Origin of the sequence: Rothia amarae (assembly GCF_042677725.1) — a bacterium.
Lineage (GTDB): Bacteria > Actinomycetota > Actinomycetes > Actinomycetales > Micrococcaceae > Rothia > Rothia amarae.
Genome location: NZ_JBHUCN010000009.1, coordinates 113,158 through 131,958, shown reverse-complemented (window position 1 = coordinate 131,958; position 18,801 = coordinate 113,158). Strand labels below are relative to the sequence as shown.

General features: G+C 53.4%; 16 protein-coding genes. All 16 read left to right on the top strand.

Annotated features, from left to right (window positions below; translation table 11 throughout):
• Positions 1–55 precede the first annotated feature (55 nt).
• The 16 genes from sdhC to ACFR81_RS05340 all read left to right on the top strand — a co-directional run bounded on the left by sdhC (position 56) and on the right by ACFR81_RS05340 (position 18,774).
• Complete coding sequence (gene sdhC, locus ACFR81_RS05415; RefSeq protein ID WP_318275113.1) at positions 56–433, top strand: succinate dehydrogenase, cytochrome b556 subunit; 378 nt, start codon at positions 56–58, stop codon at positions 431–433.
• 7 nt (positions 434–440) lie between these two features.
• Positions 441–926, top strand: coding sequence for a succinate dehydrogenase hydrophobic membrane anchor subunit (locus tag ACFR81_RS05410; RefSeq protein ID WP_343876132.1), 486 nt, complete (start codon positions 441–443; stop codon positions 924–926).
• Positions 927–965: 39 nt separating this feature from the next.
• Entirely contained in the window at positions 966–2,729 is a 1,764-nt protein-coding gene (sdhA, locus tag ACFR81_RS05405) for a succinate dehydrogenase flavoprotein subunit (protein ID WP_068172896.1), read from the top strand.
• A 1-nt stretch (position 2,730) separates the two neighbouring features.
• A complete protein-coding gene (locus ACFR81_RS05400) occupies positions 2,731–3,549 on the top strand; it encodes a succinate dehydrogenase iron-sulfur subunit (protein ID WP_343876133.1) in 819 nt (272 codons plus the stop codon).
• Between the two features lie 217 nt (positions 3,550–3,766).
• Positions 3,767–5,023, top strand: a complete 1,257-nt coding sequence (locus tag ACFR81_RS05395) for an amidohydrolase (RefSeq protein ID WP_343876134.1) — start codon at positions 3,767–3,769, stop codon at positions 5,021–5,023.
• Positions 5,024–5,221: 198 nt separating this feature from the next.
• Entirely contained in the window at positions 5,222–6,298 is a 1,077-nt protein-coding gene (locus ACFR81_RS05390) for a BMP family lipoprotein (protein ID WP_145175607.1), read from the top strand.
• 109 nt (positions 6,299–6,407) lie between these two features.
• A complete protein-coding gene (locus ACFR81_RS05385; protein WP_343876135.1) occupies positions 6,408–8,045 on the top strand; it encodes an ABC transporter ATP-binding protein in 1,638 nt (545 codons plus the stop codon).
• The gene (locus ACFR81_RS05380) at positions 8,042–9,358 is read left to right on the top strand and encodes an ABC transporter permease (protein WP_151146897.1); all 1,317 of its coding nucleotides are present in this window, start codon (positions 8,042–8,044) and stop codon (positions 9,356–9,358) included. Before ACFR81_RS05385 ends, ACFR81_RS05380 begins: the two co-directional genes overlap by 4 nt.
• On the top strand, positions 9,359–10,642 hold the full coding sequence (locus ACFR81_RS05375; RefSeq protein ID WP_343876136.1) for an ABC transporter permease: 1,284 nt from the start codon (positions 9,359–9,361) through the stop codon (positions 10,640–10,642).
• Positions 10,643–10,731: 89 nt separating this feature from the next.
• Complete coding sequence (locus tag ACFR81_RS05370; protein WP_343876137.1) at positions 10,732–11,130, top strand: cytidine deaminase; 399 nt, start codon at positions 10,732–10,734, stop codon at positions 11,128–11,130.
• A 156-nt stretch (positions 11,131–11,286) separates the two neighbouring features.
• On the top strand, positions 11,287–12,597 hold the full coding sequence (locus tag ACFR81_RS05365) for a thymidine phosphorylase (RefSeq protein WP_343876138.1): 1,311 nt from the start codon (positions 11,287–11,289) through the stop codon (positions 12,595–12,597).
• Positions 12,598–12,655: 58 nt separating this feature from the next.
• Complete coding sequence (locus tag ACFR81_RS05360) at positions 12,656–14,476, top strand: hypothetical protein (protein WP_343876139.1); 1,821 nt, start codon at positions 12,656–12,658, stop codon at positions 14,474–14,476.
• 81 nt (positions 14,477–14,557) lie between these two features.
• Positions 14,558–15,760 (top strand): adenosine deaminase, encoded by a 1,203-nt coding sequence (locus ACFR81_RS05355; protein ID WP_343876140.1) that lies wholly within the window; start codon positions 14,558–14,560, stop codon positions 15,758–15,760.
• Positions 15,761–15,819: 59 nt separating this feature from the next.
• Positions 15,820–16,515, top strand: coding sequence for a nucleoside triphosphate pyrophosphohydrolase (gene mazG, locus ACFR81_RS05350; RefSeq protein WP_343876141.1), 696 nt, complete (start codon positions 15,820–15,822; stop codon positions 16,513–16,515).
• Positions 16,516–16,720: 205 nt separating this feature from the next.
• Entirely contained in the window at positions 16,721–17,998 is a 1,278-nt protein-coding gene (eno, locus tag ACFR81_RS05345) for a phosphopyruvate hydratase (protein WP_068172872.1), read from the top strand.
• 170 nt (positions 17,999–18,168) lie between these two features.
• Positions 18,169–18,774, top strand: coding sequence for an FtsB family cell division protein (locus ACFR81_RS05340; RefSeq protein WP_068172871.1), 606 nt, complete (start codon positions 18,169–18,171; stop codon positions 18,772–18,774).
• Positions 18,775–18,801 lie beyond the last annotated feature (27 nt).

Genomic DNA, 18,801 nt, shown 5'->3' with positions numbered 1-18,801 from the left:
CCCCCATACAAAGGCGTATGTGGGTCCCCATAGGCAACTCTCAGGAGGTTATTCAGTGCCTAGCAACTCCAAAGGCACCCTATATCGCGGCCGTGAAGGCATGTGGTCATGGGTAGCCCATCGCATTACCGGTATTGCGATTTTCTTCTTCCTTTTGGTGCACGTCCTAGATACCGCAATGGTTCGTGTGTCCCCAGAGGCTTACAACGCCATCATGAGCATTTACAAGAACCCCGTGATGGGGCTCGGCGAGGCAGTGCTCGTAGCTGCCATCGTGTACCACGCATTCAACGGCATCCGTATCATTCTGATTGACTTTTGGAAGAACGGTGCAAAAAACCAGAAAGGAATGCTCTGGGGCGTTCTTGTTCTGTGGGCAGTCGTCATGATTCCTTTCCTCATCCGCCACCTCATGAACACTTTCGGAGGTTAATCGTTCCATGGCTACTCCTCTTAAACCCCGTATTTCCGCGCCGCGTAGTAATGACAATGTGGTCAACGGCATCAAGTACAACCGCTCCAATTCAAAGCGCAATAACTTTGAAATGTTGGCTTGGTTGTTCATGCGCGTCTCTGGCGTTATTCTCGTAGTCCTCATCTTCGGTCACCTCTTTGTGAACCTGATGTTGGGCGACGGCGTTCATAGCATCGACTTCGGCTTTGTGGGCGGCAAATGGGCCAACCCCTTCTGGCAGGTCTGGGATGCGTTGTTGTTGTGGCTGGCAATGTTGCATGGCACCAACGGTATTCGCACCATCATCATGGACTACGCAGAAAAGGACAGCGCTCGCTTCTGGCTCAAGCTGATTCTCTTCCTGGCAGCGGCATTCGTTCTGCTGGTTGGCACCTTGGTGATTTTCACCTTTACCCCCTGCCCCACCGGTAGCCCCGCAGAACTGCTTCCTTCGTTCTGCCCCGCACCGTAATCCGCGAATCCAAAAAGATTTAGAAAAGAGCATTATTCAATGCAGGTACATAAGTACGATGTAGTGATTGTTGGCGCTGGTGGCGCCGGTATGCGCGCGGCTATTGAGTCCGGTCAGCGTGCCCGCACTGCTGTTCTCACCAAGCTATACCCTACCCGCTCGCACACCGGTGCAGCGCAGGGCGGTATGTGCGCAGCACTTGCAAATGTTGAAGAAGACAACTGGGAGTGGCATACCTTTGACACCATCAAGGGGGGCGACTACCTGGTCGATCAGGATGCCGCAGAGGTCATGGCTAAAGAAGCTATTGACGCTGTGCTGGATCTTGAAAAGATGGGTCTTCCCTTCAACCGCACTCCTGAGGGTCGTATCGACCAGCGTCGTTTCGGTGGTCACACCCGCGACCACGGTAAGTCGCCGGTTCGTCGCGCATGCTATGCAGCGGACCGTACCGGACACATGATTCTTCAGACTCTTTACCAGAACTGCGTCAAACACAACGTTGAATTCTTCAACGAGTACTACGTACTGGATCTGGTCATGGTCGACGACGAAGACGGAAACCGCCGTCCTGCTGGCGTCGTAACGTACGATCTGGCAACGGGCGACGTTCACGTTTTCCAGGCAAAGTCTGTTGTCTTTGCATCCGGTGGTTGCGGAAAGATTTTCAAGACCACTTCGAATGCTCACACCCTCACCGGTGACGGCATGGCGATTGCGCTACGCAACGGCATCCCACTGGAAGACATGGAATTCGTTCAGTTCCACCCGACCGGTCTTGCCGGTTTGGGCATTCTGGTTTCTGAAGCAGCCCGTGGTGAGGGCGGTATTCTCCGCAACTCTGAGGGTGAGCGCTTCATGGAGCGTTACGCTCCTACCATTAAAGACCTCGCTCCTCGTGACATCGTGGCTCGTTCAATGGCTAACGAAGTTCGCGAAGGTCGCGGTTGCGGACCCAACAAAGACTACGTTCTGTTGGACCTTACCCACTTGGAACCTGCTCATATCGACGCAAAGCTACCCGATATTACCGAGTTCGCTCGTACTTATCTGGGAGTTGAGCCCTACACCGAGCCCGTTCCGGTATTCCCCACGGCTCACTACGCAATGGGTGGTATCCCCACTAACATTGACGCCGAGGTTTTCGCTAACTCCGAAGAGACCATCCCCGGTCTCTATGCCGCTGGTGAAGTAGCGTGTGTTTCTGTCCACGGTTCAAACCGTTTGGGCACCAACTCCCTGCTCGACATCAACGTGTTCGGTAAGCGCGCCGGTATCAAGGCAGCGGAATATGCAAACACCGCTGAGTACTTGCCCGTCCCCGAAGACGCCGCAGATAAGACTCTGGCTTTGCTCTCCATGCTGCGCGATGGCAATGGCACTGAAAAGGTAGGCGAAATCCGCAAGGAACTGCAGGACGTCATGGACGCCGACATGCAGGTCTTCCGTACCGCTGAGACCATCCACAACGCCATCAACACCATTACCCGTCTTGAAGAGCGTTACAAGAACATCTCCATTCAGGACAAGGGCAAGCGTTTTAACCTTGACCTCCTGGAAGCAGTTGAACTTGGCTTCTTGCTAGAGCTGGCTAAGGTGATGTCGGTTGCTGCTCTGCACCGCCAGGAATCTCGCGGTGGTCACTTCCGTGAGGATTTCCCTGACCGTGACGATGAGAACTTCATGAAGCACTCGATGGTTTACTTGGACGAAGAAGCCGAGCTTGAGGGTATTGCAGGTCTGCGTTTTGACACCAAGCCCGTAATCTTTACTCGCTACGAACCGATGGAGCGTAAGTACTAAAATGGCATCAACAGTAGCAAACACAGCTCCCAAGAGCGATTTTGAGGCACGCGAGCCTGAGTCAAAGGTTTCGATTGCGTCGGAGAACGGCGAGGGTGAGAACGGTATCAAGTCCTACGATGTCACCGTTCAAATTCGTCGCTACAACCCAGAAATCTCTGAAGAAGCTCACTGGGACGAATTCAAAGTTCAGATGTTCGGCACCGACCGCGTACTTGACGTGTTGCACAAGGTGAAGTGGGAAATCGACGGTTCACTGTCTTTCCGCCGCTCGTGCGCTCACGGTATTTGTGGTTCGGATGCCATGCGTATCAACGGTCGTAACCGTCTGGCGTGCAAGACCTTGTTGAAGGATCTTGACTTGTCCAAACCCATCACTGTGGAACCCATCAAGGGTTTGCCCTGTGAGAAAGACCTTATCGTTGATATGGAGCCTTTCTTCCAGGCATATCGCGAGGTCATGCCCTTCTTGGTCAATGACAGCCACGAACCTGAGCGCGAACGATACCAGTCGCAGGCTGACCGCGCGCGTTTCGATGACACCACCAAGTGCATCTTGTGTGCAGCGTGTACTTCATCGTGCCCCGTGTTCTGGACCGACGGTCAGTACTTTGGTCCTGCAGCGATTGTGAACGCCCACCGTTTCATCTTCGATTCTCGTGATGATGCCGGCGATATGCGTTTGGAAATCCTCAATGACAAAGAGGGTGTATGGCGTTGCCGTACCACCTTCAACTGCACCGAGGCTTGCCCTCGTGGTATTGAGATCACCAAAGCAATTGCTGAAGTGAAGCAGGCTATTTTGGCTCGCTCCTTCTAACGCATAGGCTTCTCACAGGTGCCCGCTACTCTTTGATGAGTGGCGGGCTCCTGGGTTTTAAGGGGGAGTGCTTTCCAACGCCATGCCGGGCGGAGGGTTGACCAATCGCGCCGCGGCATCCAGAAAAGCTACGCGTAACAATCTGTCATAAACTTTGCGGAAGTTAACAGATCTTCCCAAGCCAGCGAATGAAAAGCTTTCGCGCTATGGTATTTGAATGGCTCCAACATCTGCAGTAACACTTCTTGACGTATCTGGTTCGGCATTCGAATCTCGTGTGCAAGAGATTCTTCCCCAACTCATCGAGTTCCGCCGTGCCGTGCACCAGAACCCTGAGCTGTCTTTCATGGAGTTCAATACGACTGAACGCATTGTTGCGCAACTTGAGGCAGCGGGCATGAAACCACAACGGTTTGAGGGCACCGGTTGTTTCGTGGACATTGGGGGCGGCCCTTATGCGGTCGCTCTGCGCGCGGATATAGATGCGCTACCTATCCTCGAAACCACAGGGTTAGAGTTCACCTCGCAGAACCCCGGCGTCATGCATGCATGTGGGCACGATATTCACCAGACCGTCATGTTGGGAGTTGCGATTGCTTTGCACCAGCTCAATGAGGAAGCTCCGCTGGGTCGCACCGTGCGCGTCATTTTTCAACCCGCAGAAGAGCAGTTACCCGGCGGAGCAGTTCAAGTGATTGAGCAAGGCGTGCTCAAGAATATTCCCCGCGCATTCGCTCTTCACTGCGAGCCGAAGGTGGACGTAGGAAAGATCGGTACGCGCATCGGTGCCATTACCTCGGCATCAGACACCATCAAAATTAGACTCAGTGGCCACGGTGGGCACACCTCCCGCCCGCACCTGACCGAAGACCTCATCTACGCCATGAGCCAGATAGCAATCAACGTGCCTGCGGTTCTCTCGCGTCGCATGGATGTACGTTCGGGCGTATTGGTTGCCTGGGGGCAGATTGAAGCGGGCGTGGCTCCCAACGCGATTCCTTCCGAAGGTTTTATGGCAGGAACCATGCGCTGCCTCGATGCCGATGCTTGGTACCGCGCCGGAGAAATCCTCGACGACGTTATCGAACAGGTTGCCGCGCCCTATGGCGTGAAGGCGGAGGTCGAGCATATTCGCGGCGTCCCTCCTGTAGTTAATACAGAAGATGAAACCACCATGGTAGAGACTGCCTCACGCGCTGAACTGGGAGAGGACTCTGTGGTGCTGGTAGAGCAGTCGATGGGCGGAGAAGACTTCGCTTGGATGTTGCAAGAAGTACCTGGATCGATGATTCGCTTGGGCACTCGTACCCCTGGCGGTCCGACCTACGACCTACACCGCGATGACTATAACCCCGACGAGCGCGCAATCAAGTGCGGTGTGCAGGTCATGGCATCGACTGCGTTGCGGGCGGTCCGCTGGGAAATTGCCAAGCTCTCTGCAGAGCAGTTTCGTTCATCGAGCTACTACGGATAGAAAAAATCAACGATAAAACGTGAGGCCAGATTACTAATCGGTATTAAAAAGATGAATAGTGGCTGTACAGAGGCGATTCACCCATTACTATTAACGTGTATCTCGAAACACAGAATGCAACTGAGCGGGTAGAGCACATACTGCCGGCATCAGCTACTCTGCACTTCTGTATCACACACACGAAGGGATAGCTCTCACATGGCTACTCGCTCACGTTTTGCAGCAACAGGTACCGTACTCGGTATTTCAGCACTTCTCTTGGCAGGTTGCGGTGCCGCACCTGAAGAATCTTCTTCCTCAAACAAAGAAGCTTCGGACTACAAGGCATGCATTATCTCTGATGAGGGTGGCTTTGACGATAAGTCCTTCAACGAGAACTCCTACAAGGGCGTTACCGCAGCTAAAGAAGATTACGGCATTCAGATGTCTGAATCACAGTCTGAATCAGCTGCTGACTTCAACCCCAACATGACCTCGCTTGTTCAGCAGAACTGCAACTCCATCATCAGCGTTGGCTTCGCGTTGGCTGATACCACCAAACAGGCCGCTAAAGACAACCCCGAGACTCACTTCGCTATTGTCGATGATGGTTCTATCGAAGCGGACAACGTTCGCCCCATCGTTTACGATACGGCTCAGGCAGCTTTCCAGGCAGGTTACTTGGCAGCAGCTCAGTCCAAGACAGGCAAGGTAGCAACCTACGGTGGCGCTGAGATGCCTACCGTTACTATTTTCACCCAGGGTTTCAAGCAGGGTGTTGACTACTACAACAAGGAAAAGAACAAGGACGTCAAGGTTCTGGGTACCGATTCCTTCACCGGTGACTTCACCGACCAGACCAAGGGCAAGACTCTGACCCAGAACTTCCTTGATCAGGGTGCAGACATCATTATGCCCGTTGCTGGTCCTGTGGGCGCAGGTACTCTTGAGGCTGTCTCCGAGTACAATAAGTCCCACTCAGATGCCCCTGCATCTGTTATTTGGGTTGACTCCGATGGCTATGAGACCAACCCTAACTACCAGGACATCATCCTTACCTCTGTTCAGAAGAAGATGAAGGAAGCTGTGGAGTCCACCATCAAGGACGACATTGACGGCAAGTTCACCAACGAGAAGTACATCGGCACCCTCCAGAACGACGGCGTTGGTCTAGCTCCTTTCCACAACTTCGAGGATAAGGTTTCCTCCGAAACCAAGTCCGAGCTCGATACCATCAAGGACAAGATTGTCTCCGGTGAAATCACCGTAAAGACCGACGGTACCCCCACCAAATAAAGTGTGAGTTCCTTATCAAAGCGGCTCGACCGGCAACCTTTTGCGCGGTCGGGCCGCTTTGATACGCTCATGCTAAACACCTCTTCCTGCTGAACAAGAAAGCGCGTCGATGAAACTCGAATTGCGACAGGTCACCAAACGTTTTGGTGATTTTACCGCGAATGACCGCATTGATTTAGTGGTTGAACCTGGAACTGTCCATACCCTCTTGGGTGAAAACGGTGCGGGTAAATCAACCCTGATGAACGTCATCTATGGTCTCTACGAGCCCACTGAAGGCCAGATTTTTATTAATGATCAGCCCGTAAACTTTAAGGGCCCCTCTGATGCGATGGTTGCTGGAATCGGTATGGTGCACCAGCACTTTATGCTCGTTCCCGTATTCACTGTGGCTGAAAATATTGCTCTGGGCGCTGAGGAGACCAGCGGTGGTCGTCTCAACCTTGAAGCAACTCGCAAGAAAATTCGGGAAATTTCTGAGCGCTACGGCTTTGCCGTGGACCCAGATGCCATTGTGGAAGATCTTCCCGTGGGTGTTCAGCAACGTGTAGAAATCATCAAGGCCCTGGTCCGTGACGCCGAGGTCTTGATTTTGGACGAGCCCACGGCTGTACTGACCCCCGCTGAAACAGATCAGTTGCTGGGAATCATGCGTCAGCTACGCCAAGACGGTAAATCTTTGGTGTTCATTTCGCATAAGTTGCGAGAAGTGCGTGAAATTTCAGATGAAATTACCGTTATTCGCCGCGGCAAGGTAGTGGGAAATGCTGATCCCAGCGCATCAACGAACGAGCTCGCCGCACTGATGGTGGGAAAAAACGTCCAGTTGGTCGTTGATAAAGACCAGCCACACCTCACCGACCAAGCTTTCTCGGTTTCAAACCTTAATCTGGTATCAGACCAGGGCGTACCGTTGCTGAAGGACGTTAATTTCACCGTCCGGGGTGGCGAAATCCTTGCGGTAGCAGGCGTGCAGGGCAACGGGCAGACAGAGCTGACCGAAACCATTATCGGTATGCACCCCAAAGCTACCGGCTCGATGAAGATTAACTCCACCGAACTGCTGGGGCTTAACACCCGTCAAGTTCTTCGCGCTGGCGTGGGATTTGTCCCCGAAGACCGTAGCACCGACGGGCTGGTCGGGTCCTTCTCTATAGCAGAAAACCTCATTCTCGATCTTTTCGACCGCAAAGAATTCTCCTCAGCAGGAACTCTCAACCGCTCTGCCATCGCTCAAAACGCTGACCATGCGGTTGAAGAGTACGACATCCGCGTGGGAAATAAATATGACGCGGCATCAACCCTCTCCGGCGGCAACCAGCAGAAGATTGTGGTCGCTCGCGAACTTACCCGCGATTTGCAACTTTTTGTTGCCTCGCAGCCTACCCGCGGCGTCGACGTCGGCTCTATCGAATTTATTCACAAACGCATTGTGGCGGAACGAGATAAGGGTATTCCCGTTATTATCGTCTCCACCGAACTCGATGAGGTTTACGCGCTAGCAGACCGTATCGCAGTCTTTTTCCACGGTGAGTTGATGGGTATTGTTCCCAATGACACTCCCCGTAACGTTTTGGGGCAGATGATGGCTGGGGCAACCTACGAAGAAGCCCGTGCATCTGTACCGGCAACTGACGCGGACCTAGAAACAACCACACCAGAGACAACAGGTTCTGTTCGAGCAGATAAAGCAGAACACACCGCTGATCAGTCCGTACTTCCCTGGGCAGAAGGAGATACCCCATGAGTGCAGCAAATTCATCTGTTCCCCTCGATTCTGCGGCATCCGTAGCGCAGAGCGCTACTACCTTAGGAACTGAGAGCCAGCCAGCTCCTTCTACCCCCAATCCGCAGATGCAGGAGCACAAAAAGCCTTCGCTATTTACTCGGATTGCCGGTGGCGGTATTGGTCTATCCATTGGTGCAATGGTTGCCGCGTTGGTAGTGGGCGGTTTGCTCATTGCAATTACTGACCCTGCTACCCAAAAAGCCGCAGGTTACTTCTTTGCTCGCCCCATGGACACTCTCTCTGCAGCGTGGAAAGCAGCGTCCGAAGCTTACCTAGCGATGTTCCGCGGTTCCATTTTCAATTATGAAGCAAAATCGTTTACTAAAGCGATTTACCCTTTCATGGAAACTCTTACCGTGGCGACTCCGCTGATTTTGGCTGGCCTGGCGGTTGCAATTGCTTTCCGTACCGGCTTGTTCAACATCGGTGCGCAGGGTCAGATTATCTTGGGCGCTATTGTTTCAACTTACGTTGCGATTACCTGGCAGCTCCCCCTCTTCATTATGCTTCCGCTGATCGTTCTCGGTGGTATCCTCGGTGGCGGTCTCTGGGGTGGTCTGGTGGGCTTGCTGAAAGCAAAAACCGGAGCTCACGAGGTTATCCTTTCGATTATGCTCAACTACATTGCGGTCAATCTTCTGCTCTATTTACTCAAGACCCCGCTTTTGCAGCGCCCCGGTAACACCAACCCCATTTCACCGAGCTTTGAAGATTACGCTATCTTCCCCAAGCTCTTCGGACACAGCTTCCGGCTCAACTGGAGCTTCGTCATTGCAGTGCTGGCAGTTATCTTTGTGTCCTGGTTGATGAATCGCTCCACCATTGGTTTCCGCCTTCGCGCGGTCGGTGCTAACCCCCACGCGGCTAGAACTGCCGGTATCTCGGTAGCATCGGGTTACATTTTGGTGATGGTTATTGCCGGTGCACTGGCTGGTCTTGCCGGTAGCGCGCAGGTGGCAGGCACCGAGCGTGTGCTGACCACCGGCGTCGCGGCGTCCTTCGGATTCGACGCCATTACCGTGGCGCTGCTAGGACGTTCGACCCCGTGGGGTACTTTCTTTGCAGCTTTGCTCTACGGCGCATTCCGCGCCGGCGGTGTCTCCATGCAGGTAGAAACAGGAACTCCAATCGACCTCGTGCTCGTCGTGCAGGCTCTGATTGTTCTCTTCATTGCAGCGCCGCCGCTGGTCCGGTCTATCTTTAGACTTCCCGATCCGTCCAAGCCCAAGAAAAAGAAGGCTTCTTCAAAAGCCGTAGCGGAGGCAAAGTAAATGAGTGCAGCAACTATTGATACTGTGCCTGTGGAAGAAACCGTTGTAGTGAAAAACTGGAAGAACACCATTATCTTTGGTGTACTCGCTCTAGTTTCTCTCTTGCTGGTAGCTTTCAAAGCTCCCCACAACGACGTGACATTCCGCCTTTCAGACGGCATCACCTGGGCGAACATTCCCAACCTCACCTTCTCGGCAACTGCTTTCGGCTGGATTGCTACCCTCGTTCTGCTGGCTATCGCAGCGCTTTCAGCGGTGCAGATGAACTCGGGCAAGAAACTCGGTAAGGGTCTCACCGCCGTCTTCTGGGTATTCTTTATCCTCTTCATCTTGATCTGGGCGATTGGATCCGCTAAGAGCTCTGAAGTTTCGCTCGTCAACCTGCTCTCGGGCGGTCTAGCGCTATCGATTCCTATGATTTTTGGGTCAATGGGCGGTTTGCTGTGTGAGCGTTCAGGTATCGTCAACATCGCTATTGAAGGTCAGCTACTCTTTGGCGCTTTTTCCGCTGTACTGGTAGGTTCCATCACTCATAACCCCTGGGCAGGTCTGCTGGCTGCAATGCTCGGTGGCGTTCTCGTTTCTTTCCTTCTGGCGCTGTTCTCCATCAAATACATTGTGGACCAGACCATCGTGGGTGTTGTGGTGAATGTCTTGGTCTCCGGTCTGACCGGATTCCTCTTTACCCGCGTGCTCCAGCCCGATGCCCAGAACCTCAACTCGGCTCCTAAACTGCCATCCTTTGAGATTCCTGTACTCTCTCAGATTCCCGTGGTGGGCCCGGTTCTGTTCAACCAGTCGGTGCTTGTGTATCTCATGTACATTGTGGTTGCTCTCATTTGGTTTGCTTTGAACAAGAGCAAATGGGGCTTGCGCACTCGCGCGGTAGGCGAGCATCCCAAGGCAGCAGATACCCTTGGCGTCAACGTCAACCGTTTGCGCTTCACCAACGTTTTGTGGGCAGGCGCGGTTGCCGGTATGGGCGGCGCGTTCTTCACACTCGTTTCGGTGAGCTCCTTCAACGCCGATATGACGGCGGGCCAAGGCTACATTGCTTTGGCGGCTTTAATTTTTGGTCGCTGGAAGCCCATGGGGGCTCTATTTGCTTCAATCCTCTTCGGATTCTCGCTCCAAATGCAGTTCATCCTGTCTATCCTGGGCACAGCGATTCCGGCAGAGTTCTTGGCAATGCTTCCGTACGTCGTCACTATCTTGGCAGTTGCCGGCGTCGTCGGTCGCTCACGCGGTCCTGCGGCGTCCGGTCAGCCCTACATCAAGGGCTAATACCTTGATGAAAATAATGCCGCGCTTTCGGAACTCTTCGAAAGCGCGGCCTTTTACTCTCAGTCCTCAACCCGAAAGAGAGAAAACCAATGGCAGATACTCCAAAAATTGACTGGGATGAGCTCACCGCCGTAGCTACAGTAGCTATGAAAAACTCCTACTCTCCCTATTCGAACTATGCAGTGGGCGCAGCAGCACTGACGCAAGACGGGCGAATCGTAATCGGCTGCAATATCGAGAACGCCTCATTAGGCATTACCCTCTGCGCAGAGTGCTCGCTCGTTTCTGATTTATTTAGGACGGGCGGAGGCAAACTGGTTGCATTTGCGTGTGTTGACGGCGATGGTCAGGCGCTGATGCCCTGCGGTCGGTGTCGGCAGCTACTCTTCGAGCATGCGGCGCCAGGAATGCTCATTCGGAGCGTGAGCGGCATCCGCACGATTGCGCAGATGCTTCCGGACGCTTTTGGTCCAGAGAAATTAGCTTAGGAGTCTTTCACCAATCCTGTACTTGCTGAGCGGCTTGAAACCTTCTGGATAAACCTCAACCTGCGTTCTGGCACCGCTCCTCAATCTTTCGTACTCTAAAAGAAATGGTCGGGCACTCGATGGATCCGGCGAACGTACAGATAGAGGAGATTACATATGAGTAACCATGAGCCCTTCAGCGCTGTAGAGGTTATTCGAGCTAAGAGAGATCACGAAGTTCTCAGCAACCAACAAATTGACTGGGTTATCGATGCCTATACACGCGGCGTCGTTGCTGATGAACAAATGAGTTCCCTTGCCATGGCAATCTTTCTCAACGGAATGAACCGGGCAGAAATCTCTCGGTGGACTGAGGCGATGATTCGATCTGGCGAGCGCCTAGACTTCTCGTCCCTGGTCGGCCCGGGAAAGAAAATCGCGACCAGTGATAAACATTCCACCGGGGGAGTGGGCGATAAGATTACGCTCCCGTTGGCACCCCTGGTGGCGGTCTATGGGGTAGCGGTTCCCCAGTTGAGCGGCCGAGGGCTGGGTCATACCGGTGGAACCCTCGACAAGCTGGAATCAATTCCCGGGTGGCAGGCGAATCTATCGAATGAGCGCACGATGGAGATTTTGGGAAGTACCGGGGCTGTCATCTGCGCGGCAGGTTCGGGGTTGGCTCCTGCGGATAAGAAGCTCTATGCCTTGCGAGACGTTACCTCAACCGTTGAGGCGATTCCGCTGATTGCAAGTTCTATCATGTCCAAGAAAATTGCTGAAGGAACCGGTTCGCTGGTGTTGGATGTGAAGGTGGGCTCTGGCGCGTTTATGAAGGATAGTGAACGTGCGCGGGAGCTTGCTGAAACGATGGTTGCTCTGGGTATGGATGCCGGGGTAAGAACTTCGGCTCTTCTGACCAACATGAATACGCCGCTGGGTTTGGCAGTAGGTAATGCCATTGAGGTGAAGGAATCTGTGGAGGTTCTTGCCGGAGGCGGCCCCGCCGACGTCGTGGAGCTAACCGCAGAGCTTGCCCGTGAAATGCTGGCGGCGTCGGGCGTGGAAGAGGATCCTGCTGAGGCCTTGAAGGACGGGCGGGCAATGGACGTGTGGCGCCGTATGATTACCGACCAGGGTGGGGATCCCGATGCAGCTCTGCCGCAGCCGAAAGAAACTCATACCGTGGTTGCTGAAGAGTCAGGCACTCTCACCGAGCTAGATGCGCTGGCTGTGGGCATAGCATCTTGGCGTCTAGGTGCTGGCCGAGAACGCAAGGAAGATACGGTTCAAGCGGCAGCAGGAATCAAGTTGCACGCCAAACCCGGAGACCCCGTCGAAAAGGGCCAGCCCTTGCTGACGTTGATGACAGACACCCCGGAACGTTTCGAACGCGCGGTGGAAGCGTTGGACGGCGCCTGGTCAATTGGCGGCGAATTTGTGCCTCAGCCTCTGATTCTGGGTAAGGTCGGTGCACCAGAAAAGTAGTCTTGCCTTATAAGCTTGAAGTTATCGATTGTTCTCAACTCACAGGAAGTGAAAAACTATGGGACTTTTTAGCCGTCGTAAACGAGAGGAACCACAAGAACCGCTGGTATCGGATCGTTCCGACCAGCCCGTTGGTTCCGCAGATGCAGCCCCCACTGCGCAGACCGCTTCAAAGGTATCAGCCCCCTCCCATACTTTGGAGAAGGGTTCTGGTCTCTACGCCGTCGTTCAAATGATGCGCAAAAAAGGCAGTGGTGAGCTGACTTTGGATTTGAAGCAAAATGGTAATGACATGAACCTGACTCTGCATGAGAACGGCCAGGAACTTGAAGAAACTGTGGTTGTTCCAGGCAATGAGTGGTTCGATGGCATTGCTCAGCTGTATGTAGATGAAGAAAAAGGCGCTCGCGGCCCCTTTAACCGTGCTCTGATTGTGCTGGACGGTTCTGAGGACTCAAACGTGCAGGCGTCCTTCTTGAACACCGAGATGGGCACTAGCCATAACTTGCAGTACACGGTTCCTGCAGGCGTTGTGTCTCCTTTCGACGAGCAGGACGAGACCGAACCGGCACAGGATCATTCTCGTTTTGCTGTAGCAGATAAAGAAGAAGAGAAGTCTGCTTTTTCTGCACAGGATCGTTTGAGCCGCGTTTCTCAGCGAATTACTACTGAAGAGGAGCCTCCTGCAGCACAGGAAAGTTTCAAGGCTGTAGCTTTCGGCACCGAGAAAAACGATGTGGAGAACGACGAACGCACATCTACGGCTGATTCTTCGGATGCATCTGCGGGCACCACCGAGGATGTCGCGGATGAAGATAACCCGTTCGTCAGCGATAGTGAGCCTGAGGAGAACGCCGGTGCGTTGAATTCCTTGAGCCCTGTTGAAGAGGAAGCAATCTCTGAGGAACTCGAGGAGACGCGTTTCGTTCAAAGTCGCGATGTTATCGATGAGCTGGAGGATCATTCCTCCCAGAACGCCCGCATTGAATCAACTGAACTTGATACGCACAGCGCATCCCATGCAGAGAAGGACATTCGGGAATCAGAGCAAACCCGCAATGACCAGCGAAGCTCCTCTGAGGCACCTGCTGTGACCTCAGCCCACGATATTTCTTTGGCTACTGCCACTATACCTGACTACGTGGATGATGAGTGGGAAGAAGAGACTGCATCTGAGCAGACGAATCAAGCCCTTCGCGCTCACCAGGATAAGAACACTGCTGGCGCTGATGAGAAGACAGTCGCAACTTCTGCAGCAGGTCGATTCACAGTTATGCAGCCACACACTCCTGCTGCTTCGTCATCCTCACAGACTGTTGCTGCTGAGGTCCCTGAGACTGCCAGCGGAGTGGACGTATCGCCGTCCTTCTCAGCAACCGGTGGTACTTTCTCCAAGCCGTCCACCACCAATCTTGCCGAAGGCAACCTGGTGTTGACCGAAGCAGAGGTAGTCAACCGACTTGCTGGCGTTCAAAAAGCTCTCTTCGGAGAGAACGGTTCAGCTCGCGATGTCTCTACCGTGCTGATTCGTATTCGAACTCTGGGCTCGTACTACGATGCATTAACCCACGTCCGCCAGGGCGGTTTCTGGGATCAGAAACGAACCTTTGACCTGATTCCCGAAGACGAGCTCAACGTTCTGCAACTCAAAGCTGATTCCTACAAGGAAGGTTTTGGGTCGCCGCTGGCTATGAGCATCCGCCTGACCCCCGGCATTCCGCCGCAGGTAAAGTTCGATTACCAGAATGAAGGCGCTTTCGCTAAATACTCTGACGAACTACCCGCTCAGCAGTATGTAGAGGAACTACGTATGTTCCCCCGCACCGGGGCAAACATCCCCGACCACATGAACCGCGCTTTGGCCTCGTGGACTCTCTAAAACATAGATAAGAATGGTCGGGCTATCCTTGAAAGGATAGCCCGACCATTTTAGGTTAACCGGAACGATTAACAGGACGATATGAGCATCTCACCCTCGGCAGATTTCAGCTGGATTCAGACCCTCCCTAAAGTATGTTTGCACGATCATTTAGATGGGGGACTGCAGCCCCAGACCATGATTGAAATCGCGCAGGAAATTGGATACGAACTGCCTGCAACCGACCCCGCTGCCCTCCAAACTTGGTTTGAAGAGGCATCTGATTCGCGCTCGCTGGATCGCTATTTAGAGACGTTCTCCCACACCGTGGCTCTGACTCAACGACCTGAACATCTGCGTCGTGTAGCTAAAGAGCATGTTTTAACATTGGCGGGTGACGGCGTGGTGTACGGCGAGGTACGGTGGGCACCGGAACTTCATACCGCAGGCGGCATGAGCCTGGACGAAGCAATTGAAGCCGTTGCAGACGGTCTGATGGAAGGCATGGAATTCGTTGCCGAACACGGTGGCCGCGTCTTGGTCAACCAACTAGTTTGCGCTATGCGGCAAAATGACCGCTCGCTAGAGGTAGCGCAAGCAGCCGTGCGCCATCGCCGGATTGGGGTGGTAGGTTTTGATCTTGCTGGCCCTGAAGACGGTTTTGACTGCGCATATCATCAGAGCGCTTTGGATTATGTCGCAGAAAATTTCATGCCCGTCACCTTGCATGCTGGTGAGGCAGCGGGAATTGAATCTATTCGTTCGGCGCTCTTGCAGGGTCGTGCTCTGCGTTTAGGTCACGGCGTCCGTATTACCGAAGATTTCTCTTACACCACGGTTGCCGACGTCGATCCGACCGGGGAACTAATGCCGGGCATGAATCCCACTGATCCCATTTTGCAGCTGGGGCAGGTTGCTAGCTGGGTGAAAGACCGCCGTATTACTTTGGAAGTCTGCCCCTGCTCCAATCTGCATACCGACGCCGCTTATGCTGTGCATGAAGGCAAAGTAAGTCAGAGCGAGTTCGCTCGAACTATCAAGGAACATCCGATAACTCTCTTGCGAGATGCTGGTTTCTCGGTGGCAGTGGGACCCGATAACCGCCTGATGAGTGGCACCAGCATGACCCGCGAATTCACTGAACTGGCGCAAAATTTTGGATACGGAGCCAATGAATTTTTTGAGCTGACCATGAACGCAATCGAGGGTGCTTTTATTTCGATGGACGAGAAGCAGATGCTGACGCGTTCGGTGCAAGGTCCCTATCTGAAACTCATCCAGGCGCAATCACAGGGTCAGAGTTAAAAGCACAATACTGAGTGAGTAAAAATTAATGTGCCGTACGTCTACCGGGGAAAGAATTGATGGAAAACCAGGAAAAAGTTACTCAGCAGGCCGCTCAGGAGTTTGCCCGTTTGGTGGCGGTGATGGACCGATTGCGCTCAGCCGGTGGCTGCCCCTGGGATGCGGAACAGACCCATGAATCTTTGGTGCGTTACCTCATCGAAGAAGCGTATGAAGTGATCGAAGCAATTGAGGCTCCTCAGGGCGTAAATCGAAATCTGCTTAAAGAAGAACTGGGCGACGTGCTCCTACAGGTAGTTTTTCATGCCCGCATTGCGCAGGAAACGCCGGGGGATGAGCGGTTCACCGTGGTCGATGTGATTCGTGGACTCAACGAAAAGATGGAGAGACGCCACCCGCACGTCTTTGCGGGCGAATCTTCTGACATCGACGACGTCGTGGCTCGCTGGGACGAACTCAAAAAGCTGGAAAAACCGGAGAGAACGTCGGTGTTCGACGGTATTCCGCCTCATTTGCCCGCTCTATCTTTGGCAGAGAAAACTCTCTCAAAAGCAGACAAAGGTGGGGTGGAACTGCAGGAATCCAAGCAAGCGCCGATGCTGGATGAAGTAAGCAATGAAGAAGAGCTGGGAGCGTTTTTGTTTGTTGCTGTGCAACGAGCACGCGCTCAGGGGCTTGACCCTGAACGCGCGTTGCGAGCCTATACGCGAGGGGTAATCGCTCAAGCTGAAGACGGTCTTTCTGCTTCGGAATAAGGCGGGGTGTGTGGGTATGCGTGGGAAAAAGCTGAATTGAAGGAAAGAAAATCCCGATTTAGTCGGATGGAATCACTGCGAACCTGTGTGCTTATGTGGGTTTTTTGCTAAAATAAGAAGTGGAAGAGGCTCTCGTGGTTTTTGACAACACTTGCTGCGGGTTAACCAATAGCCAATCTTTGTAAGCTTCTAAGGAGCGTTTATTATGTCTGAAATTATCTCAGTACATGCACGTCAGATTCTTGATTCACGAGGCAACCCCACTGTTGAGGTAGAGGTTCTTCTGGACGACGGTTCTTTGGGAACCGCAGCTGTACCCTCCGGCGCATCCACCGGTGAATGGGAAGCCGTAGAGCGCCGCGATGGCGACAAGAAAGTTTACCAGGGCAAGAGCGTCGAAGGCGCAGTTCAGTCTGTGATTGAAGAGATTGCTGAAGAAATTATCGGCATCGACGCTATCGATCAGCGCCTGGTTGACAGCACCATGATTAAGCTCGACGGCACCAACAACAAGGGCAAGCTCGGCGCAAACGCTATCCTCGGTGTTTCCCTGGCAACCGCAAAGGCAGCAGCCGAAGCATCTGCACTGCCCCTGTACCGTTACCTCGGTGGTCCCAACGCACACGTACTTCCTGTACCTATGATGAACATCCTCAACGGTGGCTCACACGCTGATTCCAACGTTGACATCCAGGAGTTCATGATTGCTCCTATCGGTTTCGACACCTACTCTGAGGCTCTTCGCGCAGGCGTTGAGGTTTACCACAACCTCAAGTCAGTTCTTCACGACCGCGGTCTAGCAACCGGTTTGGGCGACGAAGGCGGCTTCGCTCCTAACCTCGAATCCAACGCCGCAGCTCTTGACCTCATCGTTGAAGCAATCGAGAAGGCTGGCTACAAGCCCGGTGAGCAGATTGCTTTGGCTCTCGACGTCGCATCCTCAGAATTTTTCAAGGACGGCGCATACGAGTTCGAAGGTCAGAAGAAGACCGCAGACGAAATGTCTAAGTACTACGCTGATTTGGTAGCTAAGTACCCCCTCGTTTCTATTGAGGATCCCCTGGATGAGAACGATTGGGACGGATACAAGACCCTCACCGATTCCATCGGTGACAAGGTCCAGATTGTTGGCGACGACTTCTTCGTTACCAACCCCGAGCGTCTTGCAAAGGGCATCGAAATGGGCGCAGCTAACGCTCTCCTTGTGAAGGTAAACCAGATTGGTTCACTGACCGAGACCCTCGACGCTATGGAAATGGCTCAGCGCCACGATTACCGTTGCATGGTTTCCCACCGTTCAGGTGAGACCGAGGACGTCACCATTGCTGACCTTGCTGTTGCAACCAACGCAGGCCAGATTAAGACCGGTGCTCCTGCCCGCTCCGAGCGCGTTGCTAAGTACAACCAGCTTCTTCGCATTGAAGAGGAACTGGGCGATGCCGCAACTTACGCAGGTAAGTCTGCATTCCCCCGCTTCAAGTAAGCGAAACTTTCACGATCATCTCGTGAGATAACAGATGTGCCCTCGGCTTGATACAGTCGAGGGCACTGCTGTATCCAGCGCAGGTTCAGTTCTAACGGGTAGAATTTCAAGAAGCACCTAGTTTTTCACAAGAGGTGCCTTATCAAAGCGGAGTAAGGGGTACAACCACGGTGGCTCAGAAGAAGAAACGACGCGGACGCTCGTTAGCGAGTTTTTTTGGTACCGGAAGTAAGCCCGTCGATACCACAGGCGGCACTCCTGTTGCAGCTCATGCCTTTTCAGGGCGCTTTCTCATCGCGATGGTTGTTCTCTTCGTCATTATTTTGACCACTTACGCCTCGGTTTCTACGTTTTTCCGGCAACAGGCTGAGATTAATCAGGTCAAAGACCATATTTCCCAACTCCAAGCAGAGAATTCTGATTTGAAGACTCAGCTGAGCTGGTGGAAAGATGACAATTACGTCAAACAACAGGCGAAAAGCCGCCTCTACTACGTGAGCGAGGGAGAGACTCCCTACCTGGTGGTGGGCACCGACTTTACATCCAGTCTTGCAGACGACACCTCGGCTCAAGCACAAACTGCGCCCGAGGACTCCTGGGCTAATGGGCTGTGGAATTCGTTCCAGTCTGCTGCATTAGACGGCGAGAAGAGCGAGAATACGACGGTCGATCCGTCGTCGAGCACCACCACTGCACCAGATCAGCCTTCTGTCTCTGCTGACTCAACTACCAGTACCTCAACACCCGCGGCTACGACTTCAGCATCTACCCCGTAGTAATCTTTACTTTCTAACGATTTATCC

What these genes read in the sequence shown, in the direction of transcription:
- ACFR81_RS05410 (WP_343876132.1), top strand. Translation starts at nt 441, where the DNA reads ATGGCTACTCCTCTTAAACCCCGTATTTCCGCGCCGCGTAGTAATGAC.
- sdhA (WP_068172896.1), top strand. Translation starts at nt 966, where the DNA reads ATGCAGGTACATAAGTACGATGTAGTGATTGTTGGCGCTGGTGGCGCC.
- ACFR81_RS05400 (WP_343876133.1), top strand. Translation starts at nt 2,731, where the DNA reads ATGGCATCAACAGTAGCAAACACAGCTCCCAAGAGCGATTTTGAGGCA.
- ACFR81_RS05395 (WP_343876134.1), top strand. Translation starts at nt 3,767, where the DNA reads ATGGCTCCAACATCTGCAGTAACACTTCTTGACGTATCTGGTTCGGCA.
- ACFR81_RS05390 (WP_145175607.1), top strand. Translation starts at nt 5,222, where the DNA reads ATGGCTACTCGCTCACGTTTTGCAGCAACAGGTACCGTACTCGGTATT.
- ACFR81_RS05385 (WP_343876135.1), top strand. Translation starts at nt 6,408, where the DNA reads ATGAAACTCGAATTGCGACAGGTCACCAAACGTTTTGGTGATTTTACC.
- ACFR81_RS05380 (WP_151146897.1), top strand. Translation starts at nt 8,042, where the DNA reads ATGAGTGCAGCAAATTCATCTGTTCCCCTCGATTCTGCGGCATCCGTA.
- ACFR81_RS05375 (WP_343876136.1), top strand. Translation starts at nt 9,359, where the DNA reads ATGAGTGCAGCAACTATTGATACTGTGCCTGTGGAAGAAACCGTTGTA.
- ACFR81_RS05370 (WP_343876137.1), top strand. Translation starts at nt 10,732, where the DNA reads ATGGCAGATACTCCAAAAATTGACTGGGATGAGCTCACCGCCGTAGCT.
- ACFR81_RS05365 (WP_343876138.1), top strand. Translation starts at nt 11,287, where the DNA reads ATGAGTAACCATGAGCCCTTCAGCGCTGTAGAGGTTATTCGAGCTAAG.
- ACFR81_RS05360 (WP_343876139.1), top strand. Translation starts at nt 12,656, where the DNA reads ATGGGACTTTTTAGCCGTCGTAAACGAGAGGAACCACAAGAACCGCTG.
- ACFR81_RS05355 (WP_343876140.1), top strand. Translation starts at nt 14,558, where the DNA reads ATGAGCATCTCACCCTCGGCAGATTTCAGCTGGATTCAGACCCTCCCT.
- mazG (WP_343876141.1), top strand. Translation starts at nt 15,820, where the DNA reads ATGGAAAACCAGGAAAAAGTTACTCAGCAGGCCGCTCAGGAGTTTGCC.
- eno (WP_068172872.1), top strand. Translation starts at nt 16,721, where the DNA reads ATGTCTGAAATTATCTCAGTACATGCACGTCAGATTCTTGATTCACGA.